The sequence below is a fragment of the Streptomyces sp. NPDC001732 genome (assembly GCF_053596315.1).
The window spans coordinates 17154-35145 of the sequence record NZ_JBSFFY010000057.1 but is presented as its reverse complement, the minus strand read 5'-3'; the positions used below and the strand labels follow the sequence as shown (position 1 = coordinate 35145).

17 protein-coding genes and 2 pseudogenes are annotated in these 17992 nt (G+C 72.1%); 10 read left to right on the top strand and 9 right to left on the bottom strand.

Annotated elements, in window-relative coordinates; all coding sequences use genetic code 11:
- Window positions 1-105 precede the first annotated feature (105 nt).
- Window positions 106-582, top strand: a complete 477-nt coding sequence (locus ACWCXX_RS32795) for a pyridoxamine 5'-phosphate oxidase family protein (protein ID WP_451133652.1) — start codon at window positions 106-108, stop codon at window positions 580-582.
- Between the two features lie 91 nt (window positions 583-673).
- Here ACWCXX_RS32795 and ACWCXX_RS32790 read toward each other — a convergent pair whose 3' ends face one another.
- From ACWCXX_RS32790 to ACWCXX_RS32775, 4 genes are all read right to left on the bottom strand, one after another.
- A complete protein-coding gene (locus tag ACWCXX_RS32790) occupies window positions 674-1312 on the bottom strand; it encodes a response regulator (RefSeq protein ID WP_451133650.1) in 639 nt (212 codons plus the stop codon).
- Window positions 1309-2541 carry a sensor histidine kinase gene (locus ACWCXX_RS32785; RefSeq protein ID WP_451133648.1) on the bottom strand — a complete coding sequence of 411 codons (1233 nt, stop codon included), beginning with the start codon at window positions 2539-2541 and terminating at the stop codon, window positions 1309-1311. The genes ACWCXX_RS32790 and ACWCXX_RS32785 overlap by 4 nt, the downstream gene beginning before the upstream one ends.
- 5 nt (window positions 2542-2546) lie before the next feature.
- Window positions 2547-4745, bottom strand: a complete 2199-nt coding sequence (locus tag ACWCXX_RS32780) for an MMPL family transporter (protein ID WP_451133646.1) — start codon at window positions 4743-4745, stop codon at window positions 2547-2549.
- A gap of 122 nt (window positions 4746-4867) precedes the next feature.
- Window positions 4868-5776: a LysR family transcriptional regulator gene (locus ACWCXX_RS32775; protein ID WP_451133644.1), complete on the bottom strand. Its 909-nt coding sequence runs from the start codon at window positions 5774-5776 to the stop codon at window positions 4868-4870.
- A 38-nt stretch (window positions 5777-5814) separates the two neighbouring features.
- Here ACWCXX_RS32775 and ACWCXX_RS32770 point away from each other — a divergent pair, with 38 nt between their 5' ends.
- Complete coding sequence (locus ACWCXX_RS32770; protein ID WP_451133676.1) at window positions 5815-6855, top strand: DMT family transporter; 1041 nt, start codon at window positions 5815-5817, stop codon at window positions 6853-6855.
- Between the two features lie 19 nt (window positions 6856-6874).
- Here the strand turns inward: ACWCXX_RS32770 and ACWCXX_RS32765 are convergent, their stop codons facing one another.
- A complete protein-coding gene (locus ACWCXX_RS32765) occupies window positions 6875-8206 on the bottom strand; it encodes an aminotransferase class I/II-fold pyridoxal phosphate-dependent enzyme (protein WP_451133642.1) in 1332 nt (443 codons plus the stop codon).
- Window positions 8207-8241: 35 nt separating this feature from the next.
- Between ACWCXX_RS32765 and ACWCXX_RS32760 the strand changes: the two genes are divergently transcribed.
- Complete coding sequence (locus ACWCXX_RS32760; RefSeq protein ID WP_451133640.1) at window positions 8242-8934, top strand: pyridoxamine 5'-phosphate oxidase family protein; 693 nt, start codon at window positions 8242-8244, stop codon at window positions 8932-8934.
- Window positions 8935-9151: 217 nt separating this feature from the next.
- Here the strand turns inward: ACWCXX_RS32760 and ACWCXX_RS32755 are convergent, their stop codons facing one another.
- Window positions 9152-10180, bottom strand: a complete 1029-nt coding sequence (locus ACWCXX_RS32755) for an EamA family transporter (protein WP_451133638.1) — start codon at window positions 10178-10180, stop codon at window positions 9152-9154.
- Window positions 10181-10289: 109 nt separating this feature from the next.
- The gene (locus tag ACWCXX_RS32750; RefSeq protein ID WP_451133636.1) at window positions 10290-10868 is read right to left on the bottom strand and encodes a Clp protease N-terminal domain-containing protein; all 579 of its coding nucleotides are present in this window, start codon (window positions 10866-10868) and stop codon (window positions 10290-10292) included.
- A gap of 244 nt (window positions 10869-11112) precedes the next feature.
- On the opposite strand from ACWCXX_RS32750, the gene ACWCXX_RS32745 reads away from it, so the two are divergent.
- Entirely contained in the window at window positions 11113-11334 is a 222-nt protein-coding gene (locus tag ACWCXX_RS32745) for a hypothetical protein (RefSeq protein WP_451133634.1), read from the top strand.
- Between the two features lie 61 nt (window positions 11335-11395).
- A complete protein-coding gene (locus ACWCXX_RS32740; RefSeq protein WP_451133632.1) occupies window positions 11396-11827 on the top strand; it encodes a type II toxin-antitoxin system Rv0910 family toxin in 432 nt (143 codons plus the stop codon).
- An 89-nt stretch (window positions 11828-11916) separates the two neighbouring features.
- Here ACWCXX_RS32740 and ACWCXX_RS32735 read toward each other — a convergent pair whose 3' ends face one another.
- Window positions 11917-12534, bottom strand: a complete 618-nt coding sequence (locus ACWCXX_RS32735; RefSeq protein ID WP_451133674.1) for a PadR family transcriptional regulator — start codon at window positions 12532-12534, stop codon at window positions 11917-11919.
- A 163-nt stretch (window positions 12535-12697) separates the two neighbouring features.
- On the opposite strand from ACWCXX_RS32735, the pseudogene ACWCXX_RS32730 reads away from it, so the two are divergent.
- The 4 genes and pseudogenes from ACWCXX_RS32730 to ACWCXX_RS32715 all read left to right on the top strand — a co-directional run.
- Window positions 12698-13207, top strand: a pseudogene (locus ACWCXX_RS32730) (maleylpyruvate isomerase N-terminal domain-containing protein); the annotation flags it as partial.
- Window positions 13192-13503 carry a hypothetical protein gene (locus ACWCXX_RS32725; protein ID WP_451133672.1) on the top strand — a complete coding sequence of 104 codons (312 nt, stop codon included), beginning with the start codon at window positions 13192-13194 and terminating at the stop codon, window positions 13501-13503. The pseudogene ACWCXX_RS32730 and the gene ACWCXX_RS32725, both read left to right, overlap by 16 nt.
- 207 nt (window positions 13504-13710) lie before the next feature.
- A pseudogene (locus ACWCXX_RS32720) lies at window positions 13711-13836 on the top strand (HAD family phosphatase); the annotation flags it as partial.
- A gap of 473 nt (window positions 13837-14309) precedes the next feature.
- Window positions 14310-15131, top strand: a complete 822-nt coding sequence (locus ACWCXX_RS32715) for a PhzF family phenazine biosynthesis protein (protein WP_451133630.1) — start codon at window positions 14310-14312, stop codon at window positions 15129-15131.
- Between the two features lie 95 nt (window positions 15132-15226).
- Here ACWCXX_RS32715 and ACWCXX_RS32710 read toward each other — a convergent pair whose 3' ends face one another.
- Complete coding sequence (locus tag ACWCXX_RS32710; RefSeq protein ID WP_451133628.1) at window positions 15227-16006, bottom strand: CPBP family intramembrane glutamic endopeptidase; 780 nt, start codon at window positions 16004-16006, stop codon at window positions 15227-15229.
- Between the two features lie 183 nt (window positions 16007-16189).
- Here ACWCXX_RS32710 and ACWCXX_RS32705 point away from each other — a divergent pair, with 183 nt between their 5' ends.
- Window positions 16190-17980 carry a substrate-binding and VWA domain-containing protein gene (locus ACWCXX_RS32705; protein WP_451133626.1) on the top strand — a complete coding sequence of 597 codons (1791 nt, stop codon included), beginning with the start codon at window positions 16190-16192 and terminating at the stop codon, window positions 17978-17980.
- Window positions 17981-17992 lie beyond the last annotated feature (12 nt).

Genomic DNA, 17992 nt, shown 5'->3' with positions numbered 1-17992 from the left:
GCCCCTTTCGGCGGCGGACGGGGCGCGCGAGGCTATCCGCCATTGCGTGACGAGGGAAGAGGCTCCATGATTTCTGACATCCAGTCAGCAAGGGAAGGGGTACCCATGACCGCCGGTCAGCGACGGGGACGCCGGATCATGATGACGGACGCCGAACGCGACGCCTTTCTCGTGGAACAGCGCATCTGCCGGGTCGCCACCGTGTCCGCGGACGGCAGCCCGCACGTCGGCGCCCTCTGGTTCGCCTGGGACGGGACCTCCCTGTGGCTGTACTCGATCACCCGCAGCCTGCGCTGGTCCCAGCTGCGCGGGGATCCGCGGATCGCGGTGGTCGTGGACGACGGGGTGGAGTACGCCCAGCTGCGCGGCATCGAGCTGTGCGGCGAGGCCGTCCCCGTGGGCGAGGCTCCCCGCACCGGCGAGCCGTGTCCCGAACTCGACGTGCCGGAACGGCTGTTCGCGGCGAAGTACTTCGCGATGGACACCATGCCGCACGACGGCCGCCATGCCTGGCTGCGGCTGACGCCGCGGACGATCACCTCCTGGGACTTCCGAAAGCTTCCCGGACCGCCCCCGGCCTGAACCACGGACGACCGGGACCGGCGTGTCCGGCCGCCTGCGGTCGGGCCCGTGTGACTCCGCCGCGCGAGCGGTGCGAAGAGCTCGCCCTCCTTCAGGGCCGCCTCAGCAGTCCTCTCTCCATGGCCACCACCACCGCCCTCGTCCGGTCGCTCACGTCGAGCTTGGCGAACAGGCGCAGGAGGTGGGTCTTGACCGTGGCCTCCGCGATGACGAGACGTCTGCCGATCTCGGCGTTGGTCAGGCCGTCGGCCACCGCGTCGAGCACCTCGGTCTCGCGGGCGGTGAGCGGTTCCTGGGCCGGGCGCCGCATCCGCGCGACCAGCTTCTCGGCCACCCGGGGCGCGAGGACGGTCTCGCCGCGCGCGGCCGAGCGGATGGCGTCGGCGAGCTGCTCGCGGGTGGTGTCCTTCAGGAGGTAGCCGATGGCGCCCGCCTCCACGCCGCGTTCGATGTCCTGATCGGTGTCGTACGTCGTCAGGATCAGGACCCGGGTGCGCGGGTACCGGGCGACGATCCCGGCGGTCGCGCCCACCCCGTCCAGCACCGGCATCCGCAGGTCGACCAGGGCGACGTCGGGGTCGTACCGCCCGACGAGGTCGAGGGCCGCCCTGCCGTCCCCCGCCTCCCCGACGATCTCGATGCCGTCCTCACCGGCGAGCAGGGCGACCACGCCCGCACGCATGACGGTGTGGTCGTCCACCACGACCACCCTGATCCGTCCGCCGGTCATCGCGTCCCCTCGCTTCCCTCGTCGCCGTCCGCGCCGCCGTCCCCGGGCGCCGGTTCCAGGGGGATCACCCCCAGGATTCTCGTGCCGTCTCCCACCGAGCTGGTGACGGTGAGCCGGCCGCCCAGTTCCGCCAGGCGTTTGCGCATCCCGTCGAGCCCGAAGCCCGTCGACCCCTCCGGTACGAATCCGGTGCCGTCGTCGGTGACCTCCAGCTCCACCCCGTGGGGCCGACGGCTCAGCATCACACCGACCGTGGAGGCGCGCGCGTGCTTGCGGACGTTGGCCAGGGACTCCTGTGTGCAGCGCAGCAGCGCGATCCGGGTCTGCTGGTCGCACTCGACGTCCGTCAGGTCGCCGACCACCGTGAGCCCGGTGTCCTCCGCGAAACGGTCCAGGACACGGCGCAGGGTGTGCGCCACCGATCCGGCCTCCGTCCCGCCCCGCCGCCGGGCGGAGCCCACCAGTTCCCGGGCCTCGGCGAGGTTCTCCCGGGCCGTCGACTCGATCGAGCGCAGTTGTCGGGCGCTTCGCACCGGGTCCGACGCGAGGCCCGCCCCGGCCGCCTCCGCCAGCACGACGATCGACGCGAGGCCCTGCGCGAGGGTGTCGTGGATGTCCCGGGCCATCCGTTCCCGTTCGTCCGCCGCCCCCTGCCGCTGGTGCGCCTCGGACAGCTCCGCCTGGGTCCGTTCCAACTCGACGATCAGCCGGGCGCGTTCGGCGCTCTGCGCGACCACCGAGTGGGCCCACAGGCCGATCAGGACCCCCACGGCGACGACGATCAGGGTGGACATCATGGTCTCGCCGAAGAACTGCAGCGACCAGCCCTGCCGGCACCAGCTGCCCGCCAGCGTCGCCGCCGTCGCCAGCCCCAGGAACCCCATCGAGGCCCTGCGGGTCCGCCCGAACATCCAGTAGTGCGGCAGCGTCACCATGAACAGCGCCGCGTAGCTGCCGCGCAGATACGCGAGCCCGCCGAGTGCGAGCACCAGCACGGAGAGGTAGGTGTGCGGCCGTACGAGGGGGTTGTCGGGGAAGCGGTCGAGGAGGGCGTAGCAGAGCACCACACAGCCGAGCAGGGCGAGCGCCGCGTACGTGCTCCCGGCGGGTCCGTCCATCGTGGCGAGCCCGATCGCCATCGCGGCGAACAGCACCCAGCACACGGCGTTCCAGCGGCGCAGCGACGTGGTCCAGAGGGCGTCGGCGGAGGGTCCGGCGAGAGTGGTCATGCCGATCAACGTACGTCGGCCGGGAGTTCGCCGCGGACGATCGGGGCCGGGCCGGTCGGCTCGGCCGGAGCGGGGCGCGACGGCCACCAGGTCGCCTCGCCCAGCAGGAGCAGCGCCGCCGGCAGGATCATGATGCGGACGACGAAGGCGTCGAGGAGCACGGCCGCCGCGAGCACGAAGCCGATCTGCTTCATCTCGATGATGTGCAGCAGGACGAAGCTCACGAAGACGGTCGTCATCACGACCGCCGCGCTGGTGACCACGCTCGCCGACGTGCGGATTCCGTCGAGGACCGCCTGCCGGGTGGGGACCCCGGCGAGCACGGCCTCCCTGATCCGGCTCACCACGAACACCTGGTAGTCCATGGAGAGTCCGAAGAGGATCACGAAGAGGAAGAGCGGGACGCGCGACCCGATCGAGCCCGTGGACGTGAAGCCCAGCAGTCCCTCGGCCCAGGTGTCCTGGAAGACGAGGACGAGCAGTCCGAGGGCGGCCGCGGCGGAGAGCAGATTGAGCACGACCCCGATCAGGCCGAGCGCCACGGAGCGGAAGGCGTACACGGTCATCGCGAAGGTCACCAGCAGCAGCGCCCCGAGGACGAGCGGGATCCTGCTGTTCTGGTGGGCCGGGTAGTCGGTGTACCGGGCGACGTCCCCGCTGACGCCGTACTCCGCGCCCCCGATCCGTCCGACGGTGGCCGGCAGGTACGTCTCGCGCAGATGGGCGAGGGAGTCGTGGGCCCGGGGGGAGTTGCCGAGGTGCGGCACCTTCAGCCGCAGCACGCCGATCCGGTGGTCGGCCGAGGTCTCGATGCGCGAACCGTCGGCGAACAGCGGGTCCTCGCCGGCGAGCCGGGCGAGTTCGCGCAGCGCGGCGGTGACCTCCCGGTGGCGCGAGGCATCGGCGCGCACGACGACGTCGTGGGTCACCCGGTGCTCGGGGAACGCCTCGTTGAGGCGGTCGTAGACCCGCATCGCGGGAATCTCCCGGGAGTGCGTGTCCCGGCTCATCTCCGTGATCTTCAGCCCGGTCAGGGGCAGGGCGAGCGCGAGCAGGGCGAGGACCGGGACGCAGAGCGTGGCAAGGGGGTGCCGGCCCGCGGGCCGCAGCAGCGCCGTCCAGATCCGGCCCGTGCCCTCGCGGCGGGGGCGCCGGGCCGGCTTCCCGCGCCCGGCCCGGCGCCGGGCGCGTCGTTCCGCCCGCCGTCCGAGCACGGCCAGCAGCGCGGGCAGCGCCGTCAGGGAGCTGGCCACGGCGACCAGCGTGACCACGATGATGCCGGTGGCGAGCGAGGAGAAGATCACGTCGGAGGCCAGGTACAGCGTCGCGGTGGAGACGGCGACCGCCAGTCCCGAGACCACGACCGCCCGGCCCGATGTGGCCGCCGCCAGCTCCACCAGTGCCTCGGTGCTCAGTCGGCCGCCGCTGCGGGCCCGTTCCTCGCGCTCCCGTTTGAGGTGGAAGAGCGTGTAGTCGACGCCGACCGCGAGGCCGATCATCAGGATGACGTTCGTGCCGACCCCGGCGTCGGGCGACAGGTGCGAGACCACCATCGACAGGCCGATGGCCGCCACGATCGAGGAGAGCGCGAGCAGCAGCGGCACCGCGGCCATGACGACCGATCCGAAGACGATCAGCAACGTGGCCAGGGTGACCGGCAGGGTGATCTTCTCGGACAGTGCCAGGTCGTCGCCGCGCTGCTGTTCGACGCCCTTGCTGATGGAGGGGCTGCCCGTCTCCTCCATCAGCAGGCCGGGGCGGGCCTCCTGAACGGCCGAGGTCTGCGCCACCAGCGCGTCGACCTTGTCCTTCGCGTCCCGCTCCTCGCCCTTCAGGGCCACTTCGACCATGAGGACCCGGCCGTCGTGCGACCACAGCGGCGCGGCCACTTCGGCGACCTCCGGCAGCCTTCTCATCCGGACCGTCAGATCCCGCGCGGCCGCTTCGGCGGTCCGCCGGTCCGGGGCTCCCGAGCGGGCGGAGATCAGCACCTGTTCGGTGGAGCGGCGTTCCAGGTGGCCTTCGGCCGCCATGGCCTCGGCCCGGCCCGCCTCGCCGACGCGGTAGTCGGCCGTCCTTGCCTCGTTGGTGCCGACGGCCCCGCCGACGACCAGGCACAGCACCACGAACACCAACCAGCCGACGAGTGCCCGCCAGGGGTGCCGCGCGCTGCGGCGCGCCATGCGCACAGTGAATGAGTTCATGCCCAAAATCTTGTTGACCAGGGCAGTTGGCGGACAGAGGTGTCAGGTTGAACCTGTCGTCCACCGATCGGTAGACCCGGTTACGGGGGAGAACCCCAGGCCTCCGCACCGGCGTTCGTGTTTCACGGCGCGTCCAGGGAGCGGCCGGCCGCGCGCAGGGCGGCCACCGTGGCCCTGATCGAGGGGCGCCGGTCCGCGTCGGTGCGCCACACGGCGTGGACGTGCCTGCGCATCTTCTGTCGCACGGGGACGAGGCGTACCCCTTCGGGCACCGGTCCGCGGCCGAGCCTCGGCGCCACGCAGACGCCCATTCCGGCGGCGATCAGGGCGAGTTGGGTGTGGTGTTCGCCCGCCAGGTGCGCGATGCGCGGCTCGATGCCCTTGGAGCGGAGGGTGAACATCAGCCAGTCGTAGCAGAACTCGCCCTCGGGCCAGGACACCCAGTCGTCGGTGGCGAAGTCCTCCAGGTCCACCTCGGTCCGGTCCGCGAGCCGGTGGTCGGCCGGCATCGCGATGTCCGGTGCGTCGTCCAGCAGCTCGGCCTTGGCCAGGCCGCCGGGCACGGGCAGTCGCTTGTTGCTCCAGTCCAGCACCACGGCCAGGTCCGTGTCGCCCCTGAGCACCGCGCGGATTCCGTCCTCGGGTTCCAGTTCCCAGGTGCGCACGCGCAGTTCGGGATGGTCCACGCGCAGCGTGCGGAGCGCGGTGGGGAAGAGTCCGCGCGCCGCCGTCGGGAAGGCCGAGAGCCGGATCTCGCCCACCACTTCGCCGCGCTGTGCCTCGATGTCGGACTGGGCCAGCTCGACCTGGGACAGGATCCGGGCGGCGTGGTCGGCGAGCAGTTGACCGGCGTCGGTGAGCCGGACCCCGCGCCCGTTCTTGGCCAGGAGCTGCTGCCCCACCTCCCGCTCCAGTTTCGCCATCTGCTGGGAGACGGCCGAGGTGGTCACGTGCAGCCCCTCCGCGGCGCCGCTGACCGATCCGTGCCGGGCGAGGGCGTCCAGGGTGCGCAGGCGCTCCAGATTCAACATATAAGCAATGCTACGCAGACACTCGTATGAAATCTCGCTTGTTCTACGCGGTCGCGGCCTCCATCGTTGACCCCATGAGCACCGCTGCCGCACCGGGAACCACCTCTCCCGACGAGTCCCCCGTCCCCGCCCACGCCCTGCCGACGAGTACCGCGGCGGAAACGGCCGCGCCGGCCGCGGGCCCGGCTCCCGCCCCTCGGCCGGTGCTGGACTGGCGGATCCGTTTCGGGGCGCTCTCGCTCATCTGGGGCTTCAGCTTCCTGCTGATCAAGGTCGGCACCGAGGGGTACGCCCCGTTCCAGGTGACCCTCGGCCGTCTCGTGGCGGGCACGGCGGTGCTGGTGGCCGCGATCGCGGTCCGGCGCGAGCGGCTGCCGCGCGGCGCGCGCACCTGGGGTCACCTCGCCGTGGCCGCGTTCTTCCTGAACGCGCTGCCGTTCTCGCTCTTCGCCTACGCCGAGCTGAGCATCCCGTCGACGCTGGCGGGCATCTGCAACGCGACGTCGCCCCTGTGGGGCATGGCGCTGTCGCTCGTCGCGCTCTCCGAGGACCGCCCGACCCGTCGCCGCGTCGCCGGACTGGGGCTCGGCTTCCTCGGGGTGCTGACCGTGCTCGGCGCCTGGCAGGGCTTCTCCGGACTGGACTTCGGCGGTACGGCCATGGCCCTGCTGGCCTCCCTGAGCTATCCGGTCGGCTGGATCTACGTCCGCAGGACGCTGGCGGGCAGTGGTTCGTCGACGCTCGCGCTGACCGGCAGCCAGCTCTTCCTCGGCACGGTGCAACTCGCCGTGGTGACCCCGCTGTTCACCTCGGTCCCGGACGGCTTCCCGCCGCTGCCGACCCTGGCGGTGGTCGCTCTCGGGGCGCTCGGCACGGGCTTCGCGGTGCTGGTGCAGTACGGCCTGGTGGAGGAGGTCGGGCCGACGACCGCGCAGATGGTCACCTACTTCATTCCGGTCATCGCCACCGCGGCCGGGGTGGTCCTGCTCGGCGAGCAACTGAGCTGGAACACCCCGGTCGGCGCCCTCGTCGTACTGGCGGGCGCCGCGCTCACCCAGAGCAGGGCCCGCGGCCGGTGACGGCGCCCGGCGGCCGGGGTCACCCGTAGGTCAGCGGTTTCGCCGGGCCCACCGCCGCCGCCACCGCGTCGGCCAGCGGCTCGATGTCGGCCGCGGCGAGCGGTGAGACGGTGATCCTGATCCCCTGGGGCGCGGCCACTCTGAACCGCGCGCCGGGCGCGACGGCCCAGCCGGAGTGCAGCAGCCGCGCCACGGCGCCCGTCTCGTCGCCGACGGGCACCCATACGTTCATTCCGCTGCGTCCGTGGGCCTCCACCCCCCGCGCTTCCAGCGCCCGCACGAGGGCGTCCCGCCGCACACCGTACGCCCGCGCCGCCCTGCCGGGGTCCACGGCGTCCGAGGTCCACAGGTGCACCACGGCCCGCTGCAGCAGTCTGCTGACCCAGCCGGGCCCCAGCCGCTGCCGCCCCGCGACCCGGTCCACGGTGACCGGGTCGCCGGTCAGCACGGCGAGCCGCAGGTCCGGGCCGTACGCCTTGGCCACGGAGCGCACGAACGCCCAGCGGTCCGTGGCGCCCGACAGCGGGTGCAGCGGCAGATCGACGATGCCGTGTCCGTGGTCGTCCTCGATCAGGAGGACCCCGCGGTGTCCGGCGAGGACGCCCCGCAGTTCGAAGGCCCGCCCGGCACCGATCGCCGCGCCGGTCGGATTCTGGGCACGACCGGTGACCACGAGAGCTCGGGCCCCGGCGTTCAGTGCCTGCTCGACGGCGTCGGGCAGCGGCCCCTCGTCGTCGAGCGCGACGGGCACGGGGCGCAGCCCCAGCGCGGGCACGAGATCCAGCATGCTGCCCCAGCCCGGGTCCTCGACCGCCACCGCGTCACCGGGTCTGAGGTGCGCGACCAGGACGCGCTCGATCGCGTCCAGCGACCCGGAGGTCACGACCACGGATCCGGCCGACACACCGTCGGCGTCCAGCGCGGCGCGGGCGAGCGCGGCGAACTCCGGGTCCACCGGCGCCTGCCCGTACAGGCCGGGCCGCCGGGCGTACTCCTGCGCGACCGCCGCGAAGACGTCCCCCAGCGCGGGCAAGAGGGCCGGGTCGGGGTTTCCCTCGCCCAGGTCCCGCACCCCGGGGGGCGCCTCGACCCGGAGCGAGCCGCGCGCCGTGCTCGCGGGGCGCGGCCGCACCCTGCTGCCCCGACGCCCGGCCGTCTCGATCACCCCGCGCTCACGAAGCGTGCGGTACGCGGCGGCCACCGTGTTCGCGTTCACCCCCAGCCTCTCCGCCAACTCCCGCATCGGCGGCAGCACTTGACCGGGTGCGAGCTCACCCGACCCGACCCCGCGCTCCACACTGGCGGCAATCTCCGATGCACGCCGCCCGACGATCCGATACTCTCCTAGCACAAACAAGATTATGCACTAGTGCAATGGAGTGCGCAATGCCGGACACCCCTTCCTCACAGATCACGGACCCGGAATCGGCCGGATACCGGCCGACCGGACGGACCGTCCCGACCCGTTCCCGGGAGCGCGCGGCATACGACCGGGAGCTGATCCACTCGATACTCGACGAGGCGTACGTCTGCCATCTCGGCTTCGTCCGTGACGGCGCGCCGGTCGTTCTGCCGACCCTCTACGGCCGGGTCGGGGAGCGGCTCTACGTGCACGGCTCCACCGGCTCGCGTCCGCTGCGCGAGGCGGGCCGCACCGACCCCGGCCTGCCCGTCTGCCTGACGGTGACGCAGGTGGACGGCCTGGTGCTGGCCCGTTCCGCCTTCCACCACTCGATCAACTACCGCTCCGTGGTGGTGCACGGCATCGCCCGTACCGTGACCGACCCGCAGGAGCGGCGGACCGCCCTCGACGCGATCGTCGACCACGTGGTGCCGGGCAGGTCCGCGGACTCGCGGCCCGCCGACGAGAAGGAGCTGGCGGCGACGGCGGTGATCCGGCTGGACCTCCAGGAGGTGTCGGCCAAGATCCGCACCGGGGACCCCAACGACGAGGCCCGCGATCTGGCACTCCCCCACTGGGCGGGGGTCGTCCCGCTCGCCCGCGGCTACGGGACGCCGCTCCCCTCGGACGACCTGGACCCCGCGATCGGCGTCCCGGACTATCTCACCGCGCTCTGACCGGGCGGGGCTCGGCTCGCGCGAGAAGCGCCCGCCCGGCGCGTGGATGCGGCGGCCCGTCGCCTCCTGGGCATGCCGGGCGGGGTGCGGGTGCGGGGCCTCGTGAGCTCCTCGGCCCAGCACGCGAATGCGGAGTCCGGGCCGGTTCGGCCGGTTCGGCCGGTTCAGCCGGCCGGCGGCACGCGGTACGAGCACGGCCGAACGCGTGCTCGGCGCGCTACCCCGCGGTCCGGCCGACCGACAGTTCTCCCCCGGCGGCCCCCCGGCCGCCGTCCGCCTCCTCCGGGCTCCTCCCGCCCGGCCCGGACGCGACGGGCCCCGAAGGCGCCTTCGGGGTGGCCGACTGGGCGATGAAGGCGCCGACCAGGACCGTGGCACCGCCGATGAGCTGGGGCGCGGACAGGTGCTCACCGAGCATCACCCAGGCGAGCACGGTGGCGATGACCGCCTCCAGACAGGCGACCACTCCCGCCACGGCCGGTGAGAGCAGCCGCACCGAGATCACGCCGGTGACGTAGGCGATCACGGTCGCCAGCAGCACGATCCAGACAAGCAGCAGCCAGGCGGGAACCTCCGCGTCGTTCATGTCGGCGCTGCCGCCCAGGACCGCCCAGTCCATGCCCCAGGGCCGCGCGACCAGCGTGAGGACGAGCGCGCCGATCAGCAGCCCGTACGCGATGACGCCGACCGGATGCGGCGGCTCGACACCGTCCGCCCCGTCGCCGCTCCCCTGGTCCGACAGGACGAAGTAGCCGACCTGGCAGCAGGCGGCACCGAGCGCGAGCAGCAGCCCGACGACGTCGAAGCTCAGCCCCGACCAGACCTCCACCACGCAGGCGAGCCCCCCGGCGGCGAGGACCACACCGACCGCGGCCCGCCGGGTGACCGGTCTGCGCTGCACGAAGCGCACCCAGCCGAGGACGAGCGCGGGCGCCAGGTACTCCACGAGGAGGGCGACACCGACGGGGATACGGGAGATCGCGGCGAAGTAGCAGGCCTGTACACCCGCGACGGCGAGCAGACCGAAGCCCAGCAGCAGGACCGGCCGACTGCGCACCAGGTCCCGGTGGCGCCAGGCCACGGGCAGCATGACGAGGGCGGCGCCCGCCACCCGCAGCCACACCACGTGGAGCGGATCGAGTCCCGCCTCGATCAGCGGCTTGGCCGCCACCCCTGAACCACCGAATGCGAAGGCCGAGGCCAGGGCGATTCCCAGCCCGGCGCTTCTCCCCTGAGACGCGTGCATCGGCACATCATGACAGCTGCGGTCAGGAGCGTCACCCCTGTGACCCCTGACTCGCGCGCCCTGTTGAATGTGTGATTCCGCTCCGCCCGGCCGGTCCGGTCGACCCAGGTCAGCCGCCGGCCTCCCACGCCCCCCGTGCCTCCCGGCCGGAGGTTCCCACGATTCGGGCGGCGAGCCGCTCCGCGTCGACCCCGGCCCGCTCCAGCACCTCGACGGCCCGGCACTCACGGTCCTCGGCGAGCGCCGCGAGCAGGTCGAGCCCTGCGGCCCGTACGTCACCGCGCAGCTCCGCCCGCTCACGCGCTCCGGCCATCGCCGAAGCGGCCGAGGGCGACCAGCCCTCCGCCGCGACGTCCCGCACGGCGGATTCCGGGTCCGGAACGACCGGGACGGCACCGGAGTCCTCCACCGAACCCTGCCAGCGGAGCCCGTACCCGATGCTGCGCTGGACGAGATAGCCGAGCACTTTGGCCAGTTGCGGCCCCCCTTCGAAGGCCGACCGCACTTCGGGGTCCGATTCGATGAGAGAGTGCAGCAAATGAGCTGTGTCGATCTGCCGGTCACCGTCACGAAGTGCGCGCCTGCGGGCGCCCGTCACCACGACGGCCAGCTCCGCAGTGAGGCCGGCGTCGAGCCCGGCATGGCCAAGAGCGGGCTGCTGAGGGATCCGCGACGTCCGGTTCTGCACGCCTCCCACCCCATCAGTTCCACGGCACCGGGACATCGCCGGAGGGGCCCATTGCGGCATCCCACGCAAGTTGGGCACACCAGAACGGTTTCTCCTCCTTACGGATGAGATCTCGCCATTTCTGGATCCGATCGGGAAAAACGGCGCGCGCCGCCTTGCCACGCGCTCCCCCGGCAACCGCGGACGGCCCTCCGCACGTCCCACAGCCCACACCCATGCGACAGCCGGAAGGGAGGCCGCGGACGTGTCCTGGCTGGTCGCCTTGCCGGCTCTCGACGGACGGGAGTACGTGTACCGGGTTCACGCACCCGCGAACGCGCTGCGCGCCGACCTCTTCTGGGCCGCGTTCCACTGCCACGACGACGGCCCGCACCCGCGCGCCTGCGACCGGTTCGACGCCGCCCTGATCTGGCGGGCAGGAGCCGAGGGAACCGACCGAACCGACCTGACAGTTCATCAGTATTGAATGTTCGCGCCGCTGCGGCTACGTTCCGCGACACCGTTACCCGTCGAGAAGGGGTGGTCGCATGGCCGAAGTCAGCGCGGAGGCACGCATCGGAGCACCGGCCGAGAAGGTGTGGGCCCAGTTGACGGACTTCACCGCGTACGGCCGGTGGAACGCCACTCACACCAGCTTCCCCAAGGGCGGCCCCGAGACGCTCGAACTCGCGGCCACCTACGAGGAGAACATGAAGCTCATGGGCTTCCCCGCCGAGGTGACGTGGACGGTGGCGGAGCTGGAGACCGCGCGCCTGCTGACCACCAGGGGCAAGGGGCCGATGGGGGTCGCGCTCGCCATGCGCTACTCCCTGATCCCCGACGGGGACGCGACCACGGTCCGGATAGACGGCGAGTTCACCGGCGCCGCGGTGTCCCTGATGGCGGGCAGGCTCAAGGACTCGGCGACGGCCGCGCTCGTCGAGTCGCTGCGCAGGCTGGACGGTCTCGTCGCCGCCTGAGGGGCGCAAAGGCCGCCCTGCAGAACGCCCCGCCGACGGGAAAGGGCCTCGCGGTCCGGCCGCGAGGCCCCGACGCCGTACCCACGGGCTCAGTGCTCGTCGGCAAGGATCAGATAGAGCTTCTTGCGGGCGTCGTTGATGACCGTGAGAGCCTTCTGACGCTGATCGGCGGAGCCGGTCTTCCAGACCTGGCCGAACGCCTCCATCAGCCCGAAACCGGCCTGCCGGATCTCGTTCAGGCTCTCCCAGTCGACGCCGCGCCCGGCCTCCTCCCAGGGCGCCTCGGCGCCCGACTCGGCCTCGGCGCGGCCGGCGTCGGTGAGCGTGAACAGCTTCTTGCCGCCCTCGCTCTCGCTGACGATCAGGCCCTCGTCCTCCAGCAGCTGGAGGGTCGGGTAGACCGAGCCGGGACTGGGCCGCCAGGCCCCGCCGCTGCGCTCGCCGATCTCCTGGATCATCTCGTACCCGTGCATCGGGCGATCCTTCAGCAGCGCCAGGATCGACGCACGCACATCGCCACGGCGCGCCCTTCCCCTGCCGCCGCCCCGGCCGCGCCCGCCGCCGAAGGGGCCGCCCCCGAAGGGCCCGCCACCGAACGGCGGCCCGAACTGCCCGAAGGCCGCCCGGCGCCCCTCGAAGTCACCGAACCCCCGGTGGGGGCCGCCGCGCCCATGCCCGCACTCGTGCTCGTGCCCATGTGAACGCATCACTGCACTTTCCTCCCATCGTTGATCTGTCGCGATGCCTCAACGATATATCGGAACTGTTCGCATGCCAATCCTTTCCGGTCTGTGCCCCTGTGGTGAAGCCGGCCCGACAGGGGCGAAAACCCATGTCTGGTCGGCCGGAACGCGGTGATAGAGAATCCGTGTGACAACAACACTTGAGTTCGCCGCGCTGCTGCGACTGATCGACGAACGGTCGGCCGCGTTCCGGGCCGCGGTCGCCTCCGTACCCGGCCTCGACGTGCGGGTGCCGACCTGCCCCGAGTGGACGCTGTTCGATCTGGTGCAGCACCTGGGCGAGAGGCGTCGCTTCTGGGCCGCCGTCGTCGCCGCGGGCCCGGCCGCCGCTCCCCCTGACGGCTCCGCGTCGGAGGGCGCCCCGGCCGCGCCTCGGGAGCGCGAGGCCCTGTCGGCCTGGCTGGCCGAGTCGACGGAGCTGTTGCTGGGCGCGCTGCGCGAGGCCGGTCCGGGTCGCGGCTGCTGGACGTGGTGGGGTTCGTCGCAGTCGCCGCGGACCTGCGGTGCCGTCGCCCGGCACCAACTCCAGGAGATCGCGGTGCACACCTACGACGCCCAGATCACCGCGGGCGCCCCGGAGCCGCTGCCGGACGAGGCGGCACTCGACGGCGTCGAGGAGTTCTGTTCACCTGCTGCGCAACGCCGAGCGCCTGGCCGCACGAGCCCGTCGCCATCGACTTCCACGCCACCGAAGGCCGCTCCTGGCGCCTCTCGCTCTCCGCCGACGGCGCACGGTCCGTCCGTCTCGCCGCGCCCGGCACGATGCCCGCCACCGCCGTCGACGCGGCCCCGGCCGGCGCCGACGCCTCTGCTCGGGGCACGGCCGGTGAGCTGGTCCTCTTCATGTACGACCGGATCCCGATGGACTCCCTGGAGCTCGACGGCGACCGGCGTCTCTTCGACCTGCTCCGGGCCTGGGAGCCGGAGGAGTAGGACGTGACGACGCGGTGCCGTGCCATCTCGACCACGTGATCCGCTGGTGCTGGTGGCCAATGCGACCGTGGAACCGGAGGACGATCCGGCGGCGTCGGGACCGGCCGCTTTCGCGGATCACGTCGTCAGCAGCGCCGGGTCGAGGCGGCCGGGCCGGACCGGAGGGTCTACGAGTTCGCGGCCGAACGGGCAGGCGTCGCCGCGGACCGGTGCCTCTTCGTGGACGACCGGCTCGAAAATGTCGAAGCCGCGGTCGGGCTCGGCACGACCGGTGCGCGCTACCACGAATCCGTCGGCCTCCGCGGGCCGTTGGGCTTCCTGCTGCACAGTTGATCCACCGCTCCCGCTGTTTCTGTCGCTCCCGTCGCGCACGCGGTCCGAAGCGATGGGCCGTACAGCCAGGACTGGTGTTCCGTCGTTCCGGCCGTACCCCGCCCCCTCCCCGCTTTCGGGGAAGGGCGAGGCTTTTAGGGAAGGGCGAGCGCGTCCTCGATCGCGGCCCGGAGCTCCTCGTCCTGGAGGAACGCCCGGTGGTCCCAGTACGGCGACAGGCTCCCGTGGCGTTCCCGCATCACCCGAAGGACAGTACGCAGCGCGGGGTCCGGATCGGCCGACAGCGCCCGGACCGTGTCCCTGTGACGCCGCCGTGCCGCGGAGCACCCCGCATCGGTGGGACGCGGCCCGTGCGGCGGTCCGGGGCGGGGCCGTGGACCGTGTCGGCCCGTCGGCCCGTCGGCCGGGTTTTGGGGCCAATGCCATGAAATTGGCCTTGGCCTGCGGTTTCGCTCCCCGCGTACGTTCACGTCATGAGGATTCGCACCGTCGACACGTTCACCGACCGCCCCTTCACCGGCAACCCCGCAGGAGTCGTGCTCCTGGACGCCGACGCCTTCGCCGACGACGATCTGCTCCAGCGGATCGCCATGGAACTGAACCTTTCCGAGACCGCCTTCGCCCGTTCCCTTCCTCCGGGCGGCGAGGCCGACTGGGGACTGCGCTGGTTCACCCCGACCACCGAGGTCGACATGTGCGGGCACGCCACGCTCGCCACCGCGCACGTCCTTCGCACCACGGGAGCGGCGAGCGGCACGGTGCGTTTCGCGGCCCGGTGCGGAATCCTCACCGCGACCGCCGGACCGGACGGCGCGATCACGCTCGACTTCCCCACGGCCCCGCTCACGCCGGAACCCGTACCGGCCGGGCTGGCCGACGCCCTGGGCGCACAGCCGCTCTCCGTCCACGACACGGGGCCGCACATCGGCGATCTGCTGGTGGAACTGTCCGACGAGGCGACCGTGCGGGGGCTGAGGCCCGACCTCGTCGCGCTGGCCGGCCTCTCGCGGCGGGGCGTCATCGCCACGGCCGCCGCGCAGGACCCCTCCCTCGGCCACGACTTCGTCTCCCGGGGCTTCTTCCCGCTGCTCGGGATCGACGAGGACCCCGTGACCGGCAGCGCCCACACCGCGCTGGCGCCCTTCTGGTCCGCCCGGCTGGGCCGCAACGAGCTGACCGGTCTCCAGGTCTCCGCCCGTTCCGGCCGGGTCCGCACCTCGCTGCGCGGCGACCGGACCCTGTTGACCGGCAACGCCGTGACGATCATCGACGGCGAACTGCTGACGGCGCCCTGAGCCCTCCGGCAGAGAACACCGCGTCCCGCCCCCTTCGGCGAAGACGCCGGGGCCGTACGGGAGAGTCCCGTACGGCCCCGGCGCAGGTCCCCGTCTCACGGTGTGGGCAGCCAGCCCACCTTCCCCGCGAGCAGGGCATAACCGACGAACGCCCCGATGTCCAGCAGCGTGTGCGCCGCGACCAGCGGCCCGACCCGGCCCCAGCGCCGGTACAGCAGCACGAAGACGACGCCCATCACCAGGTTGCCGATGAAGCCGCCGATCCCCTGGTAGAGGTGGTACGAGCCGCGCAGCACCGAACTCGCCGCCAGGGCCGCCATCGGCGTCCATCCCAACTGATCGAGTCTGCGCAGCAGATACCCGACGACGATCACTTCCTCGACGACGGAGTTCTGGAGCGCGGACAGGATCAGGACCGGGAACTTCCACCACACGTCGGGCAGGGACTCCGGCACCACGGTCAGGTTGAACCCGGCGGCCCGCGCCCCCAGGTAGAAGGCGAGTCCGGCGCTCCCGATGCCTGCCGCGATCATCGCGCCGCGCCCCAGGTCCGACCACGGCCGGGTGCGGTCGAAGCCGATGGCCCGCAGGCCGGCTCCCTCTCTGAGCAGCAGGTGCGCGACCAGGGCGACAGGCACCAGGGCGGTCGCGATGCCGAAGAGTTGCCAGGCGAGATCCAGCCATGGGCGCCCCGGTGCGTACGACCCGTTGAGCGTCGCGGCCTGGTCCTTCAGAACCCCTGGCTTCGTCAGCGACCCGACAAAACTGATCAGGGCAGACACTCCGCTGGCACCCAACGAGAGGGCCAGCACAAGCACTGTCTCGGACCGCAGAGTTCGTCGCGGCACGGCCTCCCGGGGAAAAGAATCAGCCATAAGCCCCGTCTCCACCTGTACACCTGCCTTGAGTTGTGCATTCATGCCCCATCCCGTTCCCCGGCCGGTTAAGGTCTCGAATGCAGGTACGAAGATCATGCGCGACTGGCCGGGGGCGACCACCATGGGCGATGGTGTGGTCCCCCTTTTCCTTGTTCATCCTCAAGGAGGGGCACCACAGACATGGGACGTCACAGCTTGCCCGACGACCGTGCGAGGGGCGGAAGCGGGGACGGATCACCGCCCCGCCGTCGACGTACCGTCGTGATCGCGACCGTGCTCGTCCTCGCGGTGGCTGCGGGAACGGCGGTCGCCGCCCGGGGCGGTCTGCTGCCGTTCTCGGAATCCTGCGAGGACTCGGCCGTACGGCTGTCCATGGTGGCCTCGCCGGACATCGCTCCCGCCGTGCGTGCCCTCGCCGACCGGGCACGCACGGACGAGGTGCGGTCCGACGGACGCTGCCTGTACGTGACGGTGACCGCCCGGGACTCCTACAAGGTCGCCGAGGCCCTTTCCGGCGGCGCACGCACTCCGGACTACCAGATCTGGCTGCCCGACTCCGACCTCTGGCTCGACCGGGCCAAGGGTTCCGGTGACGGCGTCCCGACGACCCCGGGCGATTCCATCGCCTCCTCCCCCGTGACCATGGCCATGGTGCCGTCCGCGGCCAAGCGGCTGGGCTGGCCGAAGAAGCAGTACTCCTGGGCCGGACTGACGGCCGCGACCATGGAGTCGGCCGGGGTGGGCCTGGGCTCTGCCGACCCGGCGCGCAGCGCCACCGGGCTGCTCGCCCTCTCCAGCATCGGCACGTCCTCCGGGAAGCAGGGCGGTGACAGCGACACCCGGGTCGCGGCGACCGCCGAGCTGCTCGCCCGGCGCATGTCGGACAGCGACAGCCAGGTGCTGGAGACGCTGGCCCAGGACGGTTCGGGAACCGGAAAGGGCAAACCGGCCCGCAATCAGGCCCTGCTGCTCTCCGAACAGGCCGCGTTCGCCCACAACGCGGAGTCGGCCGACGACGCGAAGCTCGACCTCTTCTATCCCGAGGACGGCATCCCGCTCCTCAACTACCCGTACACCATGGTCGACGAGAGCCGGATGAGTACGGCCGAGGGCCGGGCGGCGCTGCGGTTCATGACGCTGCTGAACGAGCCGGCCTCGCAGGCCGTCCTGGCGAAGCACGGCTTCCGGAAGGTCGACGGAACGGCCGGGGAGTCGGTGGTCGCCCCGGCGGGCGGCCAAAAGCCCCAGCCGTACGCCACCGCGGCCACCACCCAGCCGACCGTCGAAGAGCTCCAGCGGACGCTCGGCATGTGGACGATCACGGTCCAGAGCGCACGGCTCACCACGGTCGTCGACGCCTCGGGATCGATGGCCACGATCGTGCCGGGGCGCAACCAGTCCCGGATGGACGTGACCAAGGCATCCCTGATCCAGGCCCTCGACCAGTTCACCCCGAACGACGAGATCGGGCTCTGGGAGTTCGCCACCACGCTCGACGGCGACAAGGACTACCGCAGGCTGATGCCGACCCGGCGGCTCGGCGCCCCGGCGAAGGGCGGCGGCACCCACCGGAAGAAGCTCTCCGAGGCCTTCGCCGCGCTGCAGCCCGTGCCGGGCGGGGCGACCGGTCTGTACGACACCATGCTGGCCGCCTACAAGGACGTCCAAGCGACCTATGTGAAGGGCAAGTTCAACGCCGTGGTGATCCTCACCGACGGATCGAACCAGGACGCCCGGTCCCTCTCCCGCAGCGCCCTGATCGCGGAGCTGAAGCGGATCGCCGATCCGGAGCGCCCGGTGCCGCTGCTCGCCATCGCGGTCGGTCCCGAGGCCGACCGCGAAGAGGTGAACGAGATAGCGAAGGTGACCGGCGGCGGGGGCTACCAGGTCACCGACCCGGCCGACATCCAGGCGGTGATCCTGCAGGCCATCATGACGGCCGGGCAGAACGGGCACGTCACCCAGGAGTAGTTCCGGACGCCC